22 protein-coding genes and 1 pseudogene are annotated in these 22,101 nt (G+C 64.1%); 10 read left to right on the top strand and 13 right to left on the bottom strand.

Translation table 11 applies throughout. The features are described 5' to 3' along the window. Positions 1–81: 81 nt before the first annotated feature. The 4 genes from OVA00_RS17030 to spdA form a co-directional block, all read right to left on the bottom strand. Positions 82–666, bottom strand: a complete 585-nt coding sequence (locus OVA00_RS17030; RefSeq protein ID WP_113504569.1) for an IMPACT family protein — start codon at positions 664–666, stop codon at positions 82–84. A 220-nt stretch (positions 667–886) separates the two neighbouring features. Further along, the gene (gene putA / locus OVA00_RS17025; RefSeq protein WP_268089361.1) at positions 887–4,594 is read right to left on the bottom strand and encodes a trifunctional transcriptional regulator/proline dehydrogenase/L-glutamate gamma-semialdehyde dehydrogenase; all 3,708 of its coding nucleotides are present in this window, start codon (positions 4,592–4,594) and stop codon (positions 887–889) included. 186 nt (positions 4,595–4,780) lie between these two features. Further along, on the bottom strand, positions 4,781–5,095 hold the full coding sequence (locus OVA00_RS17020) for a YkgJ family cysteine cluster protein (RefSeq protein ID WP_034797263.1): 315 nt from the start codon (positions 5,093–5,095) through the stop codon (positions 4,781–4,783). A 40-nt stretch (positions 5,096–5,135) separates the two neighbouring features. Continuing rightward, positions 5,136–5,942, bottom strand: a complete 807-nt coding sequence (gene spdA, locus OVA00_RS17015) for a 2', 3'cyclic nucleotide phosphodiesterase SpdA (RefSeq protein WP_034797261.1) — start codon at positions 5,940–5,942, stop codon at positions 5,136–5,138. A 200-nt stretch (positions 5,943–6,142) separates the two neighbouring features. Between spdA and OVA00_RS17010 the strand changes: the two genes are divergently transcribed. Then, complete coding sequence (locus tag OVA00_RS17010) at positions 6,143–7,177, top strand: proline racemase family protein (RefSeq protein WP_060581832.1); 1,035 nt, start codon at positions 6,143–6,145, stop codon at positions 7,175–7,177. A 92-nt stretch (positions 7,178–7,269) separates the two neighbouring features. On the opposite strand, the gene OVA00_RS39805 is transcribed toward OVA00_RS17010, so the two are convergent. Then, positions 7,270–7,608: a tetratricopeptide repeat protein gene (locus OVA00_RS39805; RefSeq protein ID WP_309139233.1), complete on the bottom strand. Its 339-nt coding sequence runs from the start codon at positions 7,606–7,608 to the stop codon at positions 7,270–7,272. Further along, positions 7,585–8,130 (bottom strand): annotated as a pseudogene (locus tag OVA00_RS39800) (sel1 repeat family protein); the annotation flags it as partial. The pseudogene OVA00_RS39800 and the gene OVA00_RS39805, both read right to left, overlap by 24 nt. 210 nt (positions 8,131–8,340) lie before the next feature. Between OVA00_RS39800 and OVA00_RS17000 the strand changes: the two are divergent. Beyond that, positions 8,341–8,964 carry a FecR family protein gene (locus OVA00_RS17000; protein ID WP_326494149.1) on the top strand — a complete coding sequence of 208 codons (624 nt, stop codon included), beginning with the start codon at positions 8,341–8,343 and terminating at the stop codon, positions 8,962–8,964. Positions 8,965–9,012: 48 nt separating this feature from the next. Here OVA00_RS17000 and OVA00_RS16995 read toward each other — a convergent pair whose 3' ends face one another. Genes OVA00_RS16995 through OVA00_RS16985 form a run of 3 tightly spaced genes read right to left on the bottom strand, consistent with a single transcriptional unit; the run spans position 9,013 to position 11,742 of the window. Next, positions 9,013–10,875, bottom strand: a complete 1,863-nt coding sequence (locus OVA00_RS16995) for a CHASE2 domain-containing protein (RefSeq protein ID WP_268089359.1) — start codon at positions 10,873–10,875, stop codon at positions 9,013–9,015. 5 nt (positions 10,876–10,880) lie between these two features. Continuing rightward, positions 10,881–11,585: a Crp/Fnr family transcriptional regulator gene (locus OVA00_RS16990; RefSeq protein WP_034797255.1), complete on the bottom strand. Its 705-nt coding sequence runs from the start codon at positions 11,583–11,585 to the stop codon at positions 10,881–10,883. Then, positions 11,533–11,742: a hypothetical protein gene (locus OVA00_RS16985; RefSeq protein ID WP_146749500.1), complete on the bottom strand. Its 210-nt coding sequence runs from the start codon at positions 11,740–11,742 to the stop codon at positions 11,533–11,535. The genes OVA00_RS16990 and OVA00_RS16985 overlap by 53 nt, the downstream gene beginning before the upstream one ends. Before the next feature lie 106 nt (positions 11,743–11,848). Here OVA00_RS16985 and OVA00_RS16980 point away from each other — a divergent pair, with 106 nt between their 5' ends. After that, the gene (locus OVA00_RS16980) at positions 11,849–12,271 is read left to right on the top strand and encodes a DoxX family protein (RefSeq protein WP_034797251.1); all 423 of its coding nucleotides are present in this window, start codon (positions 11,849–11,851) and stop codon (positions 12,269–12,271) included. A gap of 72 nt (positions 12,272–12,343) precedes the next feature. Here OVA00_RS16980 and OVA00_RS16975 read toward each other — a convergent pair whose 3' ends face one another. After that, on the bottom strand, positions 12,344–12,772 hold the full coding sequence (locus OVA00_RS16975) for an RbsD/FucU family protein (protein ID WP_268089358.1): 429 nt from the start codon (positions 12,770–12,772) through the stop codon (positions 12,344–12,346). Next, complete coding sequence (locus OVA00_RS16970; RefSeq protein ID WP_060581834.1) at positions 12,772–14,004, bottom strand: ROK family transcriptional regulator; 1,233 nt, start codon at positions 14,002–14,004, stop codon at positions 12,772–12,774. The genes OVA00_RS16975 and OVA00_RS16970 overlap by 1 nt, the downstream gene beginning before the upstream one ends. Positions 14,005–14,346: 342 nt before the next feature. Between OVA00_RS16970 and OVA00_RS16965 the strand changes: the two genes are divergently transcribed. The 7 genes from OVA00_RS16965 (at position 14,347) to OVA00_RS16935 (ending at position 21,018) form a co-directional block, all read left to right on the top strand. After that, entirely contained in the window at positions 14,347–15,372 is a 1,026-nt protein-coding gene (locus OVA00_RS16965; RefSeq protein WP_034797243.1) for a sugar ABC transporter substrate-binding protein, read from the top strand. A gap of 198 nt (positions 15,373–15,570) precedes the next feature. Further along, a complete protein-coding gene (locus OVA00_RS16960; RefSeq protein WP_060581835.1) occupies positions 15,571–16,656 on the top strand; it encodes an ABC transporter permease in 1,086 nt (361 codons plus the stop codon). Beyond that, complete coding sequence (locus tag OVA00_RS16955; RefSeq protein WP_034797240.1) at positions 16,656–17,438, top strand: ATP-binding cassette domain-containing protein; 783 nt, start codon at positions 16,656–16,658, stop codon at positions 17,436–17,438. The genes OVA00_RS16960 and OVA00_RS16955 overlap by 1 nt, the downstream gene beginning before the upstream one ends. Continuing rightward, entirely contained in the window at positions 17,435–18,055 is a 621-nt protein-coding gene (locus OVA00_RS16950; protein ID WP_268089357.1) for a nucleoside triphosphate hydrolase, read from the top strand. Before OVA00_RS16955 ends, OVA00_RS16950 begins: the two co-directional genes overlap by 4 nt. 186 nt (positions 18,056–18,241) lie before the next feature. Further along, complete coding sequence (pyrC, locus tag OVA00_RS16945) at positions 18,242–19,279, top strand: dihydroorotase (protein WP_268089356.1); 1,038 nt, start codon at positions 18,242–18,244, stop codon at positions 19,277–19,279. 27 nt (positions 19,280–19,306) lie between these two features. After that, the gene (locus OVA00_RS16940) at positions 19,307–19,999 is read left to right on the top strand and encodes an orotate phosphoribosyltransferase (protein WP_043618867.1); all 693 of its coding nucleotides are present in this window, start codon (positions 19,307–19,309) and stop codon (positions 19,997–19,999) included. Positions 20,000–20,091: 92 nt separating this feature from the next. Then, positions 20,092–21,018 (top strand): carbohydrate kinase family protein, encoded by a 927-nt coding sequence (locus tag OVA00_RS16935; RefSeq protein WP_268089355.1) that lies wholly within the window; start codon positions 20,092–20,094, stop codon positions 21,016–21,018. A gap of 3 nt (positions 21,019–21,021) precedes the next feature. On the opposite strand, the gene OVA00_RS16930 is transcribed toward OVA00_RS16935, so the two are convergent. Then, positions 21,022–21,234: a helix-turn-helix domain-containing protein gene (locus tag OVA00_RS16930; protein ID WP_268089354.1), complete on the bottom strand. Its 213-nt coding sequence runs from the start codon at positions 21,232–21,234 to the stop codon at positions 21,022–21,024. A 3-nt stretch (positions 21,235–21,237) separates the two neighbouring features. Next, positions 21,238–21,792 (bottom strand): DUF2975 domain-containing protein, encoded by a 555-nt coding sequence (locus tag OVA00_RS16925; RefSeq protein ID WP_268089353.1) that lies wholly within the window; start codon positions 21,790–21,792, stop codon positions 21,238–21,240. Between the last annotated feature and the right edge of the window lie 309 nt (positions 21,793–22,101).

Genomic DNA, 22,101 nt, shown 5'->3' with positions numbered 1-22,101 from the left:
CAGGATACCGCGCACATTTTTCGGCAGTGACCCGTTCGTTGCGGTCCGCACTGCGCTGTGGGGTTTCTCGGACCTAAGGGGCTAGTCGTCCAGCGAAACCACGGCCTTGCCGCGGCTGAGGTCAACGACCATGGCGAGGATCGCCTCCGCCTCGTCCTTGCGAACCTCCACCGTCAGCACAGGCCCCTTGTCGGTGAAGCTCTCATTGATGATCGCCACATCGCGCGCGAGAAGCCGCGCCTTGATCAGCGCCATGTCGGAAAAGTCGAGGGCGACGGTGGCGCGCACGGTCTCGATCATCTCGATCTTTTCCGCCGCCCTGAGGCACAACGCCGCCGTGCCACCATAGGCGCGCACCAGGCCGCCGCTGCCGAGCAGGATGCCGCCGAACCAGCGGGTGACCACGACCGCGACGCGGTCGAGCTCCTGGCCGTCTATGGCCGCGAGGATCGGTTTCCCGGCCGTACCGCTCGGCTCGCCGTCGTCACTGAAGCGATAGGCCTGGCCGATGCGCCATGCCCAGCAATTGTGATTGGCGGTGGGATCGGAATGGGCGGCGAGGAAGTCTTTTGCCGCCTGCTCATCGGTAATGGGCGCGGCAAAGGCCAGAAACCGGCTCTTCTTGACGTCCTGGTTTGCCGTTTCGATGCGCTTGAGGGTGAACATGGCTGCTTCCGTTTCTCAGACGCTGATAACGGATTGTTGGGGGCGGCGCCACGGTGGATGCAGCTTGTGCTCTGGTAGATGCGGTCACGATGGAGACCGCACACACTTCGCCATTGTCCCGGAACGAGTGCAGGGGCGAGGACGCCCTATTGGTGGAATGTCAGTCAGTTTAGCCCCCTCCCACGACGGGGAGAGGGCGCTTTGCAAGATATGGAACCGATCAGCCGATCGCCATCAGGCTGGCATTGCCGCCGGCCGCTGCCGTGTTGATCGAGGTCGAGACCTCCTCGAGCAGCCAGTTCAGGCAATAGGCGTCGGGGTTCTTGACGATCTCTTCGCTCGAAGCCGCCTGGACGAGAACGAGCGGGCCGGGAAGGCCGGCGATCGTCTTGCTGACTTCGCGCACGCGGGCGCCGTCACCTTCGACGAGCGCGCCTGCGAACGGACCGTCGGCGGCCCAATCCTTCGACCAGGAAAGGCGTGCGGCGATGCTCGCCGGCAGATCCTTCAGCGAAGCCTGCAGACCGGAAGCCGCGTCGACGACGACGGTGTTGCCGGTCGCAAGGGCGGCACCCAGCTGGTGGTAGAGGCCGGTTTCGGTGGTCGGAACCAGCAGCACGCGGCCACGCGGATGCAGCGCATAGAGGTTGCGCTCGCCGACCGGGCCCGGAAGCTCGGAGTGGAGCCCGAGGGCCGAGTTGCTGCCGGCGGTGCGGGCGGCTTCGGCTTCCGCCTTTTTACCCTTGCCGTCGAGCCACTTGGCAAAGTCGAGCAGAACAGGATCGGTGTGAACCGAGCTGTGCTGCGGCGGGACCGGGGCGGTGGCGACGAGGCGGCCGAGATAGAGCGGGCCGCCAGCCTTCGGGCCGGTGCCGGAGAGGCCACGTCCGCCGAAGGGCTGAACGCCGACGACGGCGCCGATGACGTTGCGGTTGACGTAGAGGTTGCCCGCCTTCACCCGCGAGGTGACGTGGGCGATGGTCTCGTCGAGGCGCGTGTGCAGACCGAAGGTGAGGCCGTAGCCGGTGGCGTTGATGTCGTCGATCAACCGGTCGAGATCGTCGCGGCGGTAGCGGATGACGTGCAGAACCGGACCGAAGACTTCGCGCTTGAGGTCCGAGAGCTTGTCGAGCTCGACGATCGTCGGTGGCACGAAGGTGCCCTGTTCGGTGCCGGAAGCAAGGCCGATCTGCTCGACCTTGCGGCCGAGGCCGCGCATGGCATCGATGTGCTTCTCGATGATGCCCTTGGCCTCAGCGGTGATAACAGGGCCGACATCGACCGAGAGCCGGTCGGTGCGGCCGATCTTGAGCTCATGCAGCGCACCCTTCAGCATCGAAAGCGTGCGGTCGGCAACGTCTTCCTGCAGGCAGAGTACACGCAGCGCCGAGCAGCGCTGGCCGGCGCTGTCGAAGGCCGAGGCGATGACGTCGCCGACGACCTGTTCGGCAAGTGCCGAGCTGTCGACGATCATGGCGTTCTGGCCGCCGGTTTCGGCAATCAGCGGGATCGGCCGGCCGGCCGGCGACAGTCGATCGGCAAGCTGCGCCTGGATCAGGCGGGCGACTTCGGTCGAGCCGGTGAACATCACGCCGGCGATCTCAGGCGCGGCAACGAGCGCCGCACCGATGCGGCCGTCGCCGGGGAGCAGCTGCAGCGCGTCGGCGGGAATGCCGGCCTCGTGCAGAATGCGCACGCCTTCGGCGGCGATCAGCGGGGTTTCTTCAGCGGGCTTCGCCAGCACCGGGTTGCCGGCGACGAGCGCGGCGGCAATCTGGCCGGCGAAGATCGCCAGCGGGAAGTTCCATGGGCTGATGCAGACGATGGGACCAAGCGCCTTGTGAGCCGGGCCGAGCGTGCGACGCGTCTGTTCGGCGTAGTAGCGTAGGAAGTCGATCGCTTCGCGCACTTCGGCAATGGCGTTCGGCAGCGACTTGCCGGCTTCGCGGGCGATGAGGCCGAGCAGGGTTGGCATGCGCGCCTGCATCAGGTCGGCAGCGCGGGTAAGGCAGGCGGCGCGCTCGGCGGGCGAGACGGCGGCCCAGCTCGCGGCGGCCTTGGCGGCAAGCGTCGCTGCCTGGCGGGCGTCGGCTTCCGATGCCTCGGTGACCGAGCCGACCACGTCGCGGTGGTCGCCGGGGTTGACGACGGCGCGGGTTTCGCCGGAGGCGGGCCCCGTTGCCAGCTGCGGAACGGCCTTCCAGTTAACCGTCGCACTTGCCTGGAGCGCTGCGGTCAGCGAGGTCAGGCCGGCTTCGTTCGAAAGGTCGAGACCGGCGGAGTTGCGGCGCGTGTCGCCGAAGAGGTTGTCGGGCAGCGCGATCTGGTCGTGCGGTGCGCCGACGACCGGCATCGCGCGCACGATCTCGACCGGATCGGCAATCAGTTCGTCGACCGAGACCTTCGGGTCGGCGATGCGGTTGACGAAGGAGGAGTTCGCACCGTTTTCGAGCAGGCGGCGAACGAGGTAAGCCAGCAGCGTCTCGTGCGTGCCGACAGGCGCGTAGATGCGGCAGGGACGGTCGAGATTGCCCTTGCCGACCACCTCGTCATAGAGCGGCTCGCCCATGCCGTGCAGGCACTGGAACTCGTACTTGCCGACCTTGAAGTCCCTGCCGGCCATTTCGTAGATGGTCGCCAGCGACTGGGCGTTGTGGGTCGCGAACTGCGGGAAGATCACGTCGGTTGCAGCCAGCAGCTTCTTGGCGCAGGCGATGTAGGAGACGTCGGTGTAGATCTTGCGGGTATAGACCGGGAAGTCTTCGAGACCGTCGAGCTGCGCGCGCTTGATCTCGGCGTCCCAGTAGGCGCCCTTGACGAGGCGCACCATGACGCGGCGGCCGGCGCGGCGCGCAAGGTCGATGATGAAGTCGAGCACGTAGGGGCAGCGCTTGCCATAGGCCTGGACGACGAAGCCCATGCCGGCCCAGCCGGCGAGATCCTTGTCGAGGCAGAGTTCTTCGAGCAGGTCGAGCGAAAGTTCGAGACGGTCGGCTTCCTCGGCGTCGATGTTGAGGCCGATGTCGTATTTCTTGGCGATGACGGCGAGCGCCTTCACCTTCGGCAGAAGCTCTTCCATGACACGCGACGCCTGCGAACGGGCGTAGCGCGGGTGCAGCGCCGAAAGCTTGATCGAGATGCCGGGGCCTTCATAGATGCCGCGGCCGGCCGATGCCTTGCCGATGGCATGGATCGCCTGCTCGTAGTCGCGGTAGTAACGCTCCGCGTCGGCAGCCGTCGTCGCCGCTTCGCCGAGCATGTCGTAGGAATAGCGGAAGCCCTTCTGCTCGAGTGCGCGCGAACGGCGCAGCGCCTCGTCGATGGTTTCGCCGGTGACGAACTGTTCGCCCATCATGCGCATTGCCATGTCGACGCCGCGGCGGATGACCGGCTCGCCGCAGCGGGCGATCAGGCGGGTGAGCGCGGCGGAAAGGCTGCGGTCGTTGACGGTTGAGGTCAGCTTGCCGGTGACGACGAGACCCCAGGTGGCGGCGTTGACGAACAGCGAGCGGCCACCGCCGATATGCGACTTCCAGTCGCCGTCGGCGATCTTGTCGCGGATCAGCGCGTCACGCGTCGCGGTGTCCGGAATGCGCAGCAGCGCTTCGGCCAGGCACATCAGCGCCACGCCTTCCTGGCTGGAGAGCGAATATTCCTGCACGAGGCCTTCGACGCCCGAACCCTTGTGCTTGGCGCGTAGCGCTTCGATCAGCTTGCGCGCCGTCTTGGCGGCGGCCGCGCGGGTGGTGGCGTCGAGCGTTGCGGCTTCGACCAGCGCCGGCAGCGCTTCCGTTTCCGGCCGGCGGTAGGCGGCGGTGATCGCCTGGCGCAGCGTGCTCTGCGGTCGGACTGGCGGGGCGAACTCGGCAAAGGGAGCCTGAGGCGCGCCGGTCTCTGCAGTGGTCTTGTGAAGCGGTGTCTGGCTCATCGAGCGCTATCCTCCGGGAAGCGGTTTTGAAGGCGCGGCGCGCCCTCGATCGTGGGCGGAAAATACGCTTCCTTTCGCCGTACATCCATCCGGCAAATTTGATCTTTGGCGGAATGTTTCACCGTCCCACGCGCACGGCGCCGCAGAGGATGCGGAATGTTCGCAATATCGCCGGATGATCCGGTGTTATGCGGCCTTGCCGAAATGCTTCTCGCGGGCCATCAGGCACTCGTCATCGCCCGGCATGCAGGTGCGACAGACGATCGGTCGGATCGCGTAGATCTTGCAGCCGACATGGTCGCCGAGCTTGCCGTTGAGCGCCAAGCAGCGATCGTCCTCGCAACGCATGCCACCGAGATCGGCGGACACATACTCCGCCGGGATCAGGTCGAGCTCCTCGTCCGTCTCCAGCGAGAAACGCGGCCAGTCGGCCGAATAGGCGCAGCAGGCGCCGCAGCTCTGGCAATCGAAGCTTTCGTCGAGGGATACGGGTTCGGTCATGCCGTCAAACTAGCATGAAGGCCGTGCGTTCGAAATGGCCTTACGCGATGGCGGCATCCCGGCGAGCGATCTCGTAGTCCTCCGTATGCACCAGCACGCCATCGGCGGTCACGACAGCGATGCCATAGGCTGCCGGCTCGTCGACCGACAGCGACGCGTCCGGTGCGTCGAAGGGCATCGGCTGCTGGTGCACCGGGCTCTTGAAGACCGAGAAGGGAATGCCGCGGGAAGAACCACTGATCGTGCGGTGCACATGGCCGGCGAAGATGTGCCGGACATTGCCGTGCCGTTTGACGAGATCATAAAACTCCGCCTCGTTGGCGAGCCGGATCATGTCCATGCCGCTAAAGCCGGTCCTGTGCGGCGGGTGATGCATGAAGATGAGCACCGGCCGGTCGCCGGCATCGGCCAATTGCCGGTCGAGCCAGGCGAGCCGCTTGGCGCAAAGTACGCCGGCATGGCTGGTCGGATAATCATAGGGCGGGGCAAACAGCGTATCGAGCAGGAGGACGCGGCAGTCGGCAAAATCGATCGCCTGCTGCACGAAGCCGTTCTCGTCGGTCTCGGCATCGGCAAAGACGTCGCGGAACACCTCGCGCCGGTCATGATTGCCGATGGTGATGGCGACCGGCGGCGTAAGCTGATCGATCAGCCGCTTCAGGCGCTCGTAGGACGCGCGGTCCGCGTAGTGGGTGAGGTCGCCCATGAAGACCACCCGGTCTGCGTCCGCATGGTAGCGGTTGACATGCGCGATGCCGTTGGCCAGCCGCTGATGGGGGTCAAGGCCGATGATTGTCGTACCCTCGGGCACCATATGCAGGTCGGTGAAGATGATCAGCTTTGTCATGGAGTTCCAGAGGGTTGCGTCCGATTGGCCCAAGCTGTCGCGCCGACGGGCGTGCGTCAAGCCGCATCTTTGGGCTCGACAGACGAACTGCGGCCCGCGGTTTTTCTTGCGGGCGCCCGCGGAAAGCGGTAATGCAGGCGCATCTGATATATCAGCCATGGTCGCCGCTAAGGCTATGGCAAACGCGTTGGAGAAACGGCATGCGGTGGAAGCGCACGATCCAGTTGCTGGACGTTCATTGCGAGGGTGAAATCGGCAAGGTCGCGATCGGCGGCGTGCCGAAGATCCCGGGCAACTCGATCGCCGAGCAGCTCAACCATATCAACACGGTCGATGACAGCCTGCGCCGGTTCCTGTGCCTGGAGCCGCGCTCCGGCTCGATCGGATCGGTCAACCTTCTGGTGCCGCCGAAGCGGCCGGAAGCTGATGCCGGCTTCATCATCCTGCAGGCCGACCAGGCCCATGCCATGTCCGGCTCGAACTCGATCTGCGTCACGACCGCGCTCTTGGAATCCGGCATCATAGAGATGAAGGAACCCGAGACCGTCGTCATGCTCGACACTGCCTCCGGCCTCGTCAAGGCGACCGCCACCTGCCGCGACGGCCGCTGCGAAAAGGTGAAGCTGACGATGGTGCCGTCCTTCGTGCATGAGCTCGACGTCGAGGTCGAGACGCCGAAGTGGGGCAAGATCAAGCTCGATCTCTGCTATGGCGGCATCTTCTACGCCCTGGTCGATGTCGGCCAGATCGGTACCACGATCGACAAGGCGAACGCCCGCGAGATCGTCGAAGCCGGCATGATCCTGAAGGATATCGTCAACCGCACCATCCCCGTCGTTCATCCGGAAATCCCGGAGATCAAGGGCGTCGCCTATGTGATGTTCCGCGATGTCGAGGCTGACGGCACGATCCGCACCTGCACCACGATGTGGCCGGGCCGCGTCGACCGCTCGCCTTGCGGCACGGGCAGCTCGGCCAACCTTGCGACCCTGCATGCGCGCGGCAAGGTCAAGGTCGGTGACGTCCTGAAGTCCCGCTCGATCATCGGTTCGGAATTCGAAGTGGGCCTCGAAGGGGTCACGACTGTTGCCGGTCGCGAGGCGATCATCCCGACCATTGCCGGTCGCGGCTGGACCTTCGGTCTGCACCAGGTGGCGCTCGACCCGTTCGATCCGCTGGCCGATGGCTTCGCGCTCACCGATACCTGGGGGCCGCAGGCAGGCGAAATCCGCTAGTCGGCCGCGTTCTTAGGGGGTGTTCTAAACGAAAACGCGGGCCGAAGATCATGGGATCCCCGACCCGCGTGGCCCTTGGGAGGCGTGTTCGATTACTTGATGCGGCTTGCCTTGGGGAGCATGGCTGTCTCAAACCCATCGCTTACGCTGAGTGCGGCGAGCTTCTGGCCGGCAAACGCATCGCCTTCATTGGCGGCCTTGCGGAAGATTTCCCGTGCCGCGGGGATGTCCTTGTTGATGCCTTCGCCGTTCTCGAGCATCAGGCCGAGATTGACCATGGCATCGACATTGCCCCTGTCGGCGGCAAGCCGGTAGAACTTGGCGGCCTTCGCGTTGTCCTCAGCGACCAGCTTTCCTTCATCCAGGATGACCGCGAGATTGAAGGCGGCGACGTCGTCGCCGGCGAGGGATGCCCGCTCGAACCATGCGATCGCGAGTTCGCCGTTGACCGAGGTTCCCATGCCGTCGCGATAGGAGACGCCGAGATTGTAGGCGGCGAGAATGTTGCCGGCGGCGGCGGCCTTCTGGTTCAGCGCGAATTCAGTTGCGGTATCGCCTTCTTCGCCGACGAGAACGGCATAGTTGGTCATGGCCAGCGCGTGGCCATGTTCGGCGGCTTCGCCGAGAATGCGTTGCGACTGGATCTTCTGGCCGGCCTTGTCGAGAACGCGGGCCAGCTGAAACTCGGTGCGGGCGCCACTCTTCTGGTTATAGGCCTCGCGGCAGGCCGACAGCGCGACGCCGATCTTGATGTCCTCAGTGGCAACGGCCGGGAAGGCCATATTGCGTTGCAGGTCGAAAATGCTGCCTGCCTCGCGGTCGCAGACGTCGGCTGCGGAAAGCTCGGCGGCGCGGGCTGAAGGAAGTGCGATCGCAGCAACCGCCAGCAAGCTGACGACAGCCAGGAATACGGCGTTGATGATGCGGGTGCCGGATGCGCTGCGATTTTCCATGAAGCTCTCCCTTCTCTTGACGGTGAACTTATCCCTGCTCATTGGAGACGGCTGTTCCGGCGGGAACAGCCCGGCAACGAAAGCTCGGGCGAAGTGGCGAGGGATTGCTGCGGGCCGGCCCTGCGCCCGCTTGCATCCGGGAGCGCCGGGGCTATCCTCGCAAGGCGGCAGCGATACGGGAGATAAGCGATGGAAGATCTGGCAGCGTCGATGCGCAAGATGCTGGTGAGCCGGCGCGTCGTCGTCGGCGGTCTGTTGCTGACGGCGGCCGGCGGTGGTGCTACGCCCGCCTGGGCAGGCTCAGCCCTTGGCGAGGCAACGGAGATCCGCGGCGATGTCCGGCTGAGGCAGGCAAAAAAGGATAAGCCACTCGCCGTCGGCGGTCAGCTGTTCGAGAACGACCGCGTGCACACGAACGCCGAGAGTTTTGCAACCTTGAATCTGGGCACGGATACGCGCGTGCTTCTGGGCGCCGAAACCGAACTGCTCGTCGATAGCTTCATTGCCGGGCAGGGCGGCACGCTCGAGCTTGGAACGGGTCGCATGGTCTTCGACCGGCCTGAGGGGCTGCCGAAGGTCGATGTCGCCGTCCGCACGGCCTTCGGCATGATCGGCGTGCGCGGCACCAAGTTCTTCTGTGGTCCGAGCCGGGCCGCCTTTGCCGTCTTCGTCGAACATGGAAGCGTTTCGGTCGCGCGCGGCGGCGTAACCAAGATCGTCGCTGCGGGGCAGGGGGTGGAGTTTCATCATCGCGGGGACGCCCCGAGCGAGCCCGCCAACTGGGGCGAGGCGCGCATCAAGGAGGCCTATGCCAGCGTCGGCCTGACGCGCTGAGCTGACGCCGACATTATCCGAAGCGGCGGGTGCAGACGGCGCGCCGCCTCAGTCGGCGACCGTGAACAGTTCCATCGTCGAGAACCCGCGGATCTCGTGGCTGCCAAGCGGGCGAAGCGGCCTTTTGCTTTCCTGAGCGGCAGCGGGCCCGACGCAGATCGCCGTGCCGAGAAACTTGTTTGCCTCCTGAAGGCGTGCCGCCAGATTGATCGCATCGCCGTGGGCCGTGTAGTCGAGCTTGCCGCCGGCGCCGACCTCGCCGACGACGGCCGGTCCGGTCTCGATCCCGATCCGCGTACGGCCGAAACCGTTGGAGGCGAACTGCGGACGCCTGCGTATCTCTTCCGTCAGCGCATGGATCGCCTTGGCGCAATCGATGGCCCTGTCGACATGATCAGCCAGATCCTCCGGGGCGTTGAAGAACGCGTGCACCGCATCGCCCACCACCTTGTCGACCATGCCGCCATGGTCGGCCACCAGCGCGTTGACTTCGGCAAAATAGATGTCGAGCAAGGCGATGAGCTCCCGCGGCTTGAGCCTCTGCGACAGAGTGGAAAAGCTCTCGATGTCGGTAAAGAGCGCGGTCACCTGGCGCTCCTCGCCAGCCATGCGGGCAAGTCCGGGATTGTCGATGTAGCGAGCGACCACCGACTGCGGCAGATATTGCGAAAACTTCTGCCGGGCCGTCGCTTCCGCGCGCCGGACCTGGGCAAATTGCAGGACGCTGGTCACCGCGAGGACGGCAATAAGCGCGACCGAGACGCTGACGGCATCGATGAGCCAGCCGCTGGCATCGTAGACGACGGCAGATGCAGCGACTGCGGCGGCGACGGTGCAAAGGCCGAGCGCCGCCGATGTCAGCGGCCGCAGGCGGGTGGCGGCAAAGGCGATGCCGAGGCCGGCGACAAGTGCGGCCACGGCTTCGGCAAGCGGCAATCGGCCGTCGCGCTGCGGCAGGAAGCCGGTCATGATCGCGTTGGCGATGTCGGCGTGGATCTGCACCGAGGGTTCGAGCGGCATCGAGGCGCTCGGTCTGAGGCCTCCGAGGCTTGGCAGGCTGCTGCCGATCAGCACGAGTTTGCCGGCGAAGCGTTCGGGCAAAGCCTTGCCGGACAAGACGTCGGCCGCCGAAACCGTACGTTCGCTGAGCCGTTCCTGAGAACTTGCGACGAAACGCAGGCTTCCGGTGTCGTCGAGCAAGATCGTTTGCCCGTCGATGCGCATCCAGGCCGGCTGGCCGCCGAGGATGGGCGTGCCGCCGCCCCGCATCTGCCGGGCCGCTTCGATCGCCAGCGTCGGATAGGCGTCGTTGCCGAGGATGGCATAGGCCTGAACCCGGCGTATGCGCGCATCCTCGTCGCCGACGAGAAACGAGGCCGCCGCCGCGCGCGCCTGATCCATGAAGGCCCGGCATGACGTTTCCGCGCCGTCGAGAAACCACAGTTCGGGTGCGGTGAAGGGTCGGCTGAGCGCCAGCGGCGGCACGGGACGCGGCCGCTCCTGCACCGTATCGGCGACGAGAAAACCGAGAACGACGGCGGTCTTCGAAAGTGCTGCGGCAAGCGCCGGGTTGCCGTCGGAGCTGGGGTCGCAATCGGCGCTGAAGACGAAATCGACTGCAATCACCTTGGCGCCCGCGGTCGCGAGTCGCGACAGAAGCTCGGCGGTCGCTGTCCGGTCCCATTCACCCGAAGGGCGCGACTGGTGGGCCTGCCGGTCGATGTCGACGACGACGAGGTCGGGCGACTGGGGGGCAGGAACCCATTGCGTCAGACTGTCGAAGAACAACTCGCGCTGGGTTTCGAACAGCGGTCCGGCGTAGAGATAGAGTGCTATGGCCGCAAGCAGGCTCGTGAGGCAACCGCCGGCGAGCGGCGTGAAACGCAAACGCCGGCGCGGCTCAACGACCATGCGGTCTAGTCCTCCTCGGGGTCAGCGATGCTCTGCAGGCGACCGACCTTGCAGGCGATGATGCCTTCGTTGCGCTTGATCGCGCCGCTCTCCTCTAGCCACTGGATGGCGCGGTTGACCTTGGGTCGGCTGGCGCCGAGCACGCCGGCGATGTCCGTCTGGCTCATGGTCAGCCTGAGATTGGCACTTTCCGGCAACTCGTTGCCGTGGATCTGCCGGAGGGTCGCGAGGAAGAAGCGCGCCACCCGGGCGTTGAGGTCGTAAAGCGCGATGGTTTCCAGCCGCTCCGTCGTGTCGCGAAGCTGGGCGCAGAGAAAGCGGATGACCGCTTCGGCCGCCTCCCGTCGATTGGTGACGATGTCGAGAAAGGCCTTCTTGCCGATTACATAGCCCTCGGAGGCGGTCGTGGCGGTCGCATCGGCCGAACGGGTCTGACCGTCCAGCACCGCCATCTCGCCGAAGATCGCGCCGGCTTCGTGCTGGCGCAGCATCAGTTCGCGGCCCTGCGGCGTGATTAGCGACAGCTTGATGCGCCCGGAGATGACGACAATCATGTAGTTGCCTTCGTCGCCGCGCTGGAAGATCACGGTGCCGGCCGGCCATTTCCGATAGGTCGCGATATTGGCAAGTTCGGCGATAGCGTCCTTGTCGAATTCTTCAAAGATCGGAAACGAGCGCCAGAATGCCGGGCTCCTGTTGATTTCGTTCATGACATTCCCCCGCGCGGCGTCCCCTGCCGCGCCGAAATTCTTCGCCCAGCCGCTCCGTCGTTGCAACATAAAAGAACGAGGCGTCGTCGTTGTAGTTCCGCATTGCCTTGCAGTCCTGCGTCGAGAAGTGGCCGATAGAAGGTTGACGATGCGTCATCGGCGTTTCATTTTTGTGAACGATCTGTCGCCCGCGCAACGGCTAGATGATTTTGAAAATACTGATACTTCTGTTGCCAACGAACCGTTTCTCACAGGAGTCTTCCATGTCTCAGAATGTTGTCGTCCTCGTCGGACGCATCCTGCTTTCGATCATGTTTATCACGGCCGGTTTCGGCAAGCTCACCGATCCGTCGGCGACCGCCGGAATGATCACCGGTGCCGGCTGGCCCGCGCCGACGCTGCTTGCCTATCTCGCCGGCGCCTTCGAACTGGTTGCCGGTCTTGCCGTTCTCGTCGGTTTCCAGACGAAGATTGCGGCCTACCTGCTGGCGGCCTTCACGCTCGTGACCGCCTTCGTCTTCCATAGCGGTGCGATCAACATTCCGACCTTCCCGCCGGAAGCCAACGGCCTGCTGAGCGTCTTCAACAGCCTGATGATGATGAAGAACATCTCGGTCGCCGGTGGCTTCCTCGTGCTCGCCGCCTTTGGCCCGGGCGCGCTGTCGATCGACAAGCGCGGCGCCTGAGGCACGGATTTCACTTGATGAAATGCAGGGCCCGCCGGTTCGCCGGCGGGCTTTTTCGTTGTGTGCGAAGTCTCAGGGATAAATCACGCCCTTGCGCAGGATGACGTTGCCGTAAAGCCGTGGCTCGCTCGTCTGGACCACAGTGTGGGCGGCCCTGACGCGCGGATAAAAATCGGCGCCGAGCAGAGGCACAACGCGGCGGTTCGGTTCGTGCTTGCCGCAGCGCGCGACGATCTCTTGGTGGACCGGGTCGAGCGTGTCCTTGTCCTGTTTGACAGTGGCCCGGAAGATCGCCTCGGGCACAAAATCGTCGATCGGCAAGACGCTCAAGATAGCGTCGAGCACGGGGATCAGCGGGTGCCCGTCGAGCCGGATGAGACGGCGCGCATGTTCCTGGCCGGGGTAGTTGCCATCCACCAGCGCGATCTCGTCGCCGTGGCCCATCGCTCGCAGCGTTGCGAGCAGTTCGGGACTGAGGATCGGGTTTAGGCCTTTCAGCATCAGCCGAGCTCCTTGAAGAGGACATTGGTGTCGAGCAGGTAGCGGGAAAAGAGCGGCAGGCTCGCGCCGCCGATGGCGCGCGCATGGCTGCCGACCATGCCTTCCACCAGTTCGGGAATGGTTACACCCTGAAGGTCGAGGTCGTAGAGCGCTTTGCGCGTGGCGGAAAGCAACCGCGCCCGCACCCAGGGCGGGAAGCCGCCGTCGATGACGACGGCCGAGAAGTCGACGATCGAAACGGCGGAGACGACGGCCTGGGCGAGGGCTGCGCCGCAGTCGTCGATCCAGATGTCGAGCGGTTCGCCGAAGTCGATCCAGTCGTCGGCCGAGTACCAGAGCGGCCGCGGATCGATGCCGCGTTCGCGCAAGAGGTTTTCGAGCACGAAGACCGAGGCGATCTTGAGCAGCTGGATGGTTTTGCCGTCCTTGCCCGAGACCGGCAGCGGACCGACGGCGCCAGCCGTTCCTGTTCGCCCGGAGAAGAGTGCGGAGTTCAGCACAACACCGCCGCCGATGAACGAGCCGATATAGAAATAGACGAAATCCGGATAGCTGGCGCCGACGCCGAAGGCGAGCTCGGCACCGCAGGCGCTGGTGCCATCGTTCTGCAGAAACACCGGATAGGTGGTACGGGCAGCGATCGCCGCCTGCAGGTCGACGTCGCGCCACCTGTTCATCTCTTCGCGCGGCGCGCCCACTTCTTCGGCCCAGTTCCAGAGCTCGAAGGGTGTGGCGATGCCGATGCCGGCGATGCGCTTGCGCTGGTCGGGGCCAAGCTGCTGTTCGAGCTTCGCCATGCCGGAAATGATGAAATCGACGAGATCGCCGGGCAACGGATAGGGATGCACGTGGTGCAGATGCAGCCGGATGTTGCCGACGAAATCCATCAGCACCAGATCGGCGCTGCGCCGGCCGATCTTGACGCCAAAGGAATAGACCGCGTCTGGGTTGAGCCGCATCGGCGTCGAGGGCTGGCCGACCTTGCCTCTGACGGGATCGCCTTTGACCAGAAGGCCGTCGCTTTCGAGCGCGCGCATGATCACCGAAACGGTCTGCGCCGACAGGCCGGAGCGCCGGGCGATGTCGGCCTTGGAGAGGCCGCCGTGGCGCCGGACAAGCGACATGACCAGCCGTTCGTTATAGGCGCGCACGCGCGTCTGGTTGGCGCCGCCGCTCGGGTCGATGACTTCAGGTTGCGTCGGTCCCCGGTCGGGGCCGTCTGTCAGTGACATGCCACCGTCTCCTCCCGTTGGCATTGGATTATGTGAGCGGGATACGGGCGCAAGCCGCCTGCATAGTTCCTCATCCCGTTCTGCCGCCCGCTTGGCGCAGGTCTCTTGTTTCCACTTGTCGCGGCTCTGTCAATTTGGTCGGCGCGCCAATCCTCCGGTGGAGCGCTGTTATCCCAAGAATGCCACATCGAAATAATAATTCAATTTGATTTATTTATTGACACCCCGGAAATTTAGTGTTTGTTTTTGTCTCGGAAGCGCCAGTTGCAGCGGAGGAGAATGCTGCGGTGGTGTAGCCAGGGCCGGTCCGCCGGCACGATTTTCAATCCTTGGGAGGATTTCATGAAGAAGACTGTTCTTTCCGCTGCTTTTGGCGCGCTGTCGCTTGGCGTTGTCTTCGCCATGCCCGCGCAAGCCGCCGATGTCGGCGCCTGCCTGATTACCAAGACCGACACCAATCCCTTCTTCGTCAAGATGAAAGAGGGCGCGACTGCCAAGGCCAAGGAACTCGGCGTGACGCTGAAGTCCTATGCCGGCAAGATCGACGGCGACCATGACAGCCAGGTGGCTGCGGTCGAATCCTGCATTGCAGACGGTGCCAAGGGCATCCTGATCGCCGCCTCCGACACCAAGGCGATCGTCGATCAGGTCAAGAAGGCGCAGGAAGCCGGTCTGCTCGTGATCGCGCTCGACACGCCGCTCGATCCGGCAACCGCCGCCGACGCGACCTTTGCCACCGACAACCTGCTCGCCGGCAAGCTGATCGGCCAATGGGCCGCCGCCACCATGGGTGATGGTGCCAAGACCGCCAAGATCGGCTTCCTCGACCTGACGCCGTCGCAGCCGACAGTCGACGTTCTGCGCGACCAGGGCTTCATGATGGGCTTCGGCATCGACACGAAGGATCCGAACAAGATCGGCGACGAGGACGATCCGCGCATCGTCGGCCACGACGTCACCAACGGCAACGAGGAAGGCGGCCGCAAGGCGATGGAGAACCTTCTGCAGAAGGATCCTGATATCAACGTCATCCACACCATCAATGAGCCGGCCGCCGTCGGCGCCTATCAGGCGCTGAAGGCCGTCGGAAAGGAAAAGGACGTGCTGATCGTTTCGGTCGACGGCGGTTGCCCGGGCGTCAAGTCGGTCGCCGAAGGTGTCATCGGCGCAACCTCGCAGCAGTACCCGCTGATGATGGCGGCTCTCGGCATCGAGGCGATCAAGAAGTTCGCCGACACCGGTGAGAAGCCGAAGCCGACGGAAGGCAAGGACTTCTTCGATACCGGCGTCTCGCTCGTCACCGACAAGCCGGCAGCCGGCGTCGAATCGATCGATACCAAGGTCGGCACGGAGAAGTGCTGGGGCTGATTGCCCGCCTTCTACCGTCACCATGTAAAGGCAACGGAAGGGCGGCCCCGGCCGCCCTTCGCGTAAGCGCCGATGTCTTTGACAAGGCGACGAAAACCGCGCAGCTTTTAAAGAGTGCTATTGCCCGCGTCATTGTGGGCGGGCTGTGCACGACACCATCGCAACCCCTTGGGAGTGGGGTTCACGGGAGGAAGGTCCATGGGCGAGCCCAACACAGCCGCGCAGCCATCCCAGGAATTCGAAAAAGTCCTGGTCAACAGTTCGACGCAGGTCGCGTCGTTCGATACGCATGACAAGACAGCGGTCCAGAAGATCCAGCATTTCCTGCATTCGACGCCGGCCGCTGTGCCGTTCATCGTGCTGATTGCAGCGATCCTGATCTTCGGCATCGCCATCGGGGGTAAGTTCTTCTCGTCCTACACCCTGACCCTGATCCTTCAGCAGATCGCCATCGTCGGCATTCTTGGTGCCGCACAGACGCTGGTGATCCTGACCGCCGGCATCGACCTTTCGATCGGTGTCATCATGGTGCTGTCGGCTGTGATCATGGGCAATTGCGCCGTCACCTACGGCCTTCCGGCACCGATCGCGATCTTCATCGGCTTCGTCGTCGGCGGCGCCTGTGGCTTCCTCAACGGCTTCCTCGTCTCCAGGGTCAAGCTTCCGCCGTTCATCGTCACGCTCGGCACCTGGTATGTCATCATGTCGACGAACTTCATCTATTCGGCCAACGCGACGATCCGCGAGGCCGACGTGACGGCCGTCACCCAGATGCTCCACCTCTTCGGCGTCAGCTTCAAGGTGGGCTCCGCCGTCTTCACGCTCGGCGTGGTGATGATGGTCGTGCTGGTCGTCGGCCTCTGGTACGCGCTCAATCACACCGCCTGGGGCCGCCACCTCTATGCCGTCGGCGACGATCCGGAAGCGGCGAAACTCTCGGGTATCCGCACCAGCCGCGTGCTCTTGAGCGCCTACACGCTGGCGGGTCTGATCGCGGCGCTTGCCGCCTGGGTTTCGATCGGCCGCAACGGCTCGATCTCGCCGTCCGCCGCCGTCACCGACTACAATCTGCAGGCCATCACCGCAGCCGTGATCGGCGGCATATCGCTCTTCGGCGGCCGCGGCTCGATCCTCGGCACACTGATCGGCGCGATGATCGTCGGCGTCGTCTCCATGGGGCTCAACATGCTCGGCGCCGATCCGCAGTGGAAAGTCTTCCTCACCGGCGTCTTGATCATCACCGCCGTCGCAATCGACCAATGGATCAGAAAGGTAGCAGGCTGATGGCTCAGGAACCCATTCTCACCGCGCGCGGCCTGGTCAAGCGTTACGGTCGCGTCACCGCCCTCGATCATGCCGATTTCGATCTCTATCCCGGCGAGATCCTCGCCGTGATCGGCGACAACGGTGCCGGCAAGTCCTCGATGATCAAGGCGATCTCCGGCGCCATCACGCCGGATGAGGGCGAGATCCGGCTTGAGGGCCAACTGATCAACTTCCGTTCGCCGATGGAAGCGCGAACGGCCGGCATCGAAACGGTCTATCAGAACCTGGCGCTGTCGCCGGCGCTGTCGATCGCCGACAACATGTTCCTCGGCCGCGAAATCCGCAAACCTGGCATCATGGGCAAGCTCTTCCGCACTCTCGATCGCGCGGAAATGGAAAAGCGGGCGCGGGCGAAACTGTCCGAACTCGGGCTGATGACCATCCAGAACATCAACCAGGCGGTGGAAACGCTCTCGGGCGGCCAGCGCCAGGGCGTGGCCGTGGCGCGGGCCGCGGCCTTCGGCTCCAAGGTGGTGATCATGGACGAGCCGACGGCGGCACTCGGCGTCAAGGAAAGCCGGCGGGTGCTGGAGCTGATCCTCGACGTGCGCTCGCGCGGCCTGCCGATCGTCTTGATCTCGCACAACATGCCGCATGTATTCGAGGTGGCCGACCGCATCCACGTTCACCGTCTCGGCAAGCGGCTCTGTGTCATCAATCCGAAGGAGCATACGATGTCGGATGCGGTTGCCTTCATGACCGGGGCGAAGGAGCCGCCGCGCGAGGCGCTTGCGGCATGAATGTCGAGCCGATTGCAAACGAAATCCTGAAACGGGCGGCCGGTGCCGCCCGCTTCGTCGTCGCCATCGCCGGGCCGCCCGGTGCCGGGAAGTCGACGCTGGCCGAGGCGCTTGGCGAAACCCTGGTTGCCGGCGGCGAAAGGGCGGCGGTTCTGCCGATGGACGGCTTCCACATGGACAATGCCGTTCTTGAGGAAAAAGGTCTCCTCCCACGGAAGGGGTCGCCGGAGACGTTCGACGTCAGGGCTTTTCTTTCGACGGTCGCCGCGGTGCGCGCCAATGACGGCGAGGTGCTGGTTCCGGTCTTCGACCGCTCGCGCGAGATCGCGATCGCCTCTGCCAGGATCGTTGCGCCCGAGACCCGCATCATCCTGGTCGAGGGCAACTACCTGCTGCTCGACGAGGCGCCGTGGGACGGGCTCGAAGGCGCCTTCGATTTCTCGATCTTCATCAATCCCGGCGTGGCAGAACTGGAGCGGCGGCTTTTGCAGCGCTGGTACGATCACGGCTATGACGAGGAGGCGGCGAAGCGCAAGGCTCTCGGTAACGACATCCCGAACGCGCATCGTGTGGTCGACCATCAGCGGGCGGCGGATCTGGTGCTTGCGGATTTCTGAGCGATGGTCGGATTGCGGATTGTGTTTGCGGGCGCATTGGTGATATCGAGACGCGGTTCCACCACATGAGAAACCGCCCGCCACCCGCGTACCCGCCGGCTCGCAAAGCTGCGCGCGCGGATCGGGCGCGAGCCCGGGGCTGCGGTTTTCCGTCTGCGCCTGCTCTGACCTAGGAGAACGCTGACCATGCAAGACCTCGTTATCCGCCGCCCGGATGATTGGCACCTTCATTTGCGCGACGGCGACATGCTGAAGGGCGTTATCGCCGATACCAGCCGCCATTTCGCCCGCGCGATCATCATGCCCAACCTGGTGCCGCCTGTCGTCACGACCGCAGACGCCTCCGCCTATCGCGAACGTATCGTCTCGGCGATTCCGGCCGGGGACCGGTTCGAGCCGCTGATGACGCTCTACCTGACCGCAGGCACCAATCCCGACGACGTCGAAGCCGGCCACAAGAGCGGTCTCGTCAAGGCGGTCAAGCTCTACCCGGCAGGTGCGACGACCAACTCGCACAGCGGCGTGCGCAACATCGACGAGGCGATGCCGGTGCTGGAGCGCATGGCAAAGATCGGCCTGCCGCTCTGCGTGCATGGCGAAGTCACCAGCTCGGACGTCGACATCTTCGACCGCGAGGCCGTGTTCATCGAGACCGTGCTCGATCCCTTGCGCAAGCGCCTGCCGGAACTGAAGGTGACGATGGAGCACGTCACCACCAAGGACGGCATCGACTACATAAAGGCGTCGAAGGCGAACCTTGCAGGTTCGATCACCACCCATCACCTGATCATCAACCGCAACGCCATTCTCGTCGGTGGGATCAAGCCACACTATTACTGCCTGCCGGTCGCCAAGCGCGAGAACCACCGCCTGGCATTGCGCGCGGCTGCCGTCTCCGGCGACAAGCGCTTCTTCCTCGGCACGGACTCCGCACCGCACGTCGATCCGCTGAAGGAATGCGCCTGCGGCTGCGCCGGCATCTACACCTCGATCAACACCATGAGCTGCCTGGCGCATGTGTTCGAAGAGGAGGGCGCGCTCGACAAGCTCGAAACTTTCGCCTCGCTGAACGGTCCCGCCTGGTACGGGCTGCCGGTGAACGAGGAAACGATCACGCTCAGGAAACAGGCAGAGGCGATCACCTATCCCAAGAAGATCGAGACCGGTGCCGGTCCGGTCACCGTTTTCGATCCGATGTTCCCGCTGCACTGGGCCGTCGTTTGATCGCTTGAAGTTTTGAAGGAGAGTTTGATGTTTTCCAACGCGTTCACCGACAAGGCCGTCATGGCCGAGCTGGTCGCCAAGATGCTCTGGGAGATCAAGGCCGTGCATTTCAGCGCCGACAAGCCCTACAAGCTGTCGTCCGGCATGGCGAGCCCCGTCTATATCGACTGCCGCAAGCTGATTTCCTATCCGCGCATCCGTTCGGCGGTGATGGATTTTGCTGCAGCGTCGATCCTGCGCGAAGCCGGTTTTGAGAAGTTCGACGTGGTTGCAGGCGGCGAAACCGCCGGCATTCCCTTCGCCGCCATGCTTGCCGAACGTCTCGGTCTGCCGATGATCTATGTGCGCAAGGCGCCCAAGGGCCACGGCCGCAACGCCCAGATCGAAGGCCATATGCCGGAAGGCGCCCGCGTTCTCGTCATCGAGGACCTGACGACGGCTGGTGGCTCGATGTTCAAGTTCATCGACGCGATCCGCGCAGCCGGTGGCATCGTCGACCACGGCATTGCGCTCTTCTACTACGACATCTTTCCGGAAGCGGTCGGCGAGATGAAAGGCAAGGGCGTCGACCTGCACTGGATCGCCACATGGCGCAACGTGCTTGCGGTCGCCCGCGAGCAGAAGCTGTTCGACGAAAAGACGCTCGGTGAGGTCGAGGCCTTCCTCAACGCGCCGCTCGCCTGGTCGGGCCGCAACGGCGGCGTCAGCGCCTTGGCGTAATCTCTGGCGAGGCCCCGGTTCTGCCGGGGCCTCGTAGCGTCTTCAGTCATAATTTTTAAATCGATTGAAAATCTGTCGAGGAGGATAAGCCGATGATCGTATGCTGCGGAGAAGCGCTGATCGACATGCTGCCGCGGGACACGACCGCGGGCGAGAGTGCCTTTGCGCCCTATGCCGGCGGCGCGATTTTCAACACGGCGATCGCCCTTGGCCGCCTCGGCATCCAGACCGGCTTTTTCACGGGTCTCTCCGACGACATGTTCGGTGATATCCTGCGCGACACGCTGAAGGCAGCGAATGTCGATTTCGGCCCCTGCGCGACGCTGTCGCTGCACACGACGCTTGCCTTCGTCAAGCTGGTCAACGGCCATGCCAGCTACGCCTTCTTCGATGAAAACACTGCCGGCCGCATGATCACCCGCGAGCACCTGCCAACGCTCGGCGATTTCTGTGAGGCACTGCATTTTGGCGCGATCAGCCTGATCCCCGAGCCCTGCGGCTCGACCTACGAAGCATTGATGACGCGCGAGCATGAAAAGCGGGTCATTTCTTTCGATCCGAATATCCGCCCCGGTTTCATCAAGGACCGAGAGGCTCATCTCGCCCGCATGAACCGCATGGCGGCGATGTCCGATATCATCAAGTTCTCCGACGAGGATCTTGCCTGGTTCGGCATGGAGGGAAGTCACGACGATCTCGCCGCCGAATGGCTGAGGCGCGGCCCGAAGCTGGTGCTGATTACCAAGGGCGCCGATGGCGCCGTCGGTTATACCGCCCGCCACAAGGTCGAGGTTGCCGGTGAGCGCGTGACCGTGGTCGATACGGTTGGCGCCGGCGACACTTTCGATGCCGGCGTGCTGGCATCGCTGAAGCTCGCCGGTCTCCTGAGCAAGGCCGATGTCGCCGACCTTGGCGAGACGGCGGTTCGCAACGCGCTGGCGCTCGGTGCCAAGGCGGCGGCCGTCACCGTCTCGCGTGCCGGCGCCAACCCGCCGTGGAAGCACGAAATCGGCCTTTGATCGTTAGTCCGGTTCCGGGCGGTATTCCAGGATATCGCCCGGTTGGCAGTCGAGTGCTGCGCAGATCTTTTCCAGCGTGTCGAAGCGCACGCCCTTCACTTTTCCGGATTTCAGCAGCGAGATGTTCTGCTCGGTGATCCCCACTTGTTCGGCAAGATCGCGTGAACGAACCTTGCGTTTCGCCAGCATCACATCGAGATTGACGACAATCGGCATGCGCTAGACGAAGCTCCTGTTCTCCGCCTCGACCCCCGATGCGATGACCATGACATGGCCGAGGCCGACGACGAGCCCGGCCATTAGAAGCACGATCATCCTGCCGCCATTGATGTCGAACATCACCGCATGTCCCGTGGTGCCCGGGTTGTCATAGGTGACAGCGAGGATGCCGATCCCATTGCTGACGGTCATGCACAGCGAGCCGAAAAGGGCGGTCAGTCCCACCCGCCGCAACAGCACGCCATTGCGGCCGGACAGGATCTCGCCGCGCTGGAAGCTGTCGAAAAGCTGCCAGGCGAATGCGAGGCCGGCAATGACGAGCGCGTTGTTGATCGCAGTCAGAAAGGCGACGGTCCCGATGGCTCGATAGGACAGAGTGATGATCTCGACCCGAGGGAAGACGATGTCGCGAACGCCCTGTTCGAAGCCTTGCCGGTCGAAGAAGATCTGCCAATGCGTGTAGACGACCGCCGAACAGAACAACACTCCGCACAATATGATCATGAGCTTCATGAAGCGGCTGAGCTTGCGCAGCCTTTCAGCGGAGTTCGTCATACAAAGTCCCTTATCGTTTCACTTGTATTTTTATCGTAAAACAATAAATAATTGCCGTCAATTGTGATGTTGGACGCGACCCTGGAGCCTTCCTGGCAGGAGGGGAGCGCGCCTGCGGAAAGCCAGAGCTATGCGCTCGACGTTCACGCGGGCGGTGGGCCGGCTGCGGCGCTCGGGAGCCGCGTGCCACCGGGAGAAACGCTCTATCTCCTGGCTCTCGCCGAAGCGGATGCTGCGCGCTTGCGGCTGTTGCAGGAAAAGATCGCACGCTCGAAACGGGGCGAGCCTAACCACGGCAGCCTGTCGGCC

The organism is Ensifer sp. SL37 (assembly GCF_026672675.1).
Lineage (GTDB): Bacteria > Pseudomonadota > Alphaproteobacteria > Rhizobiales > Rhizobiaceae > Ensifer > Ensifer adhaerens.
The sequence above is the reverse complement of the archived record's forward strand: the minus strand, read 5'-3'. Positions and strand labels throughout refer to the sequence as shown.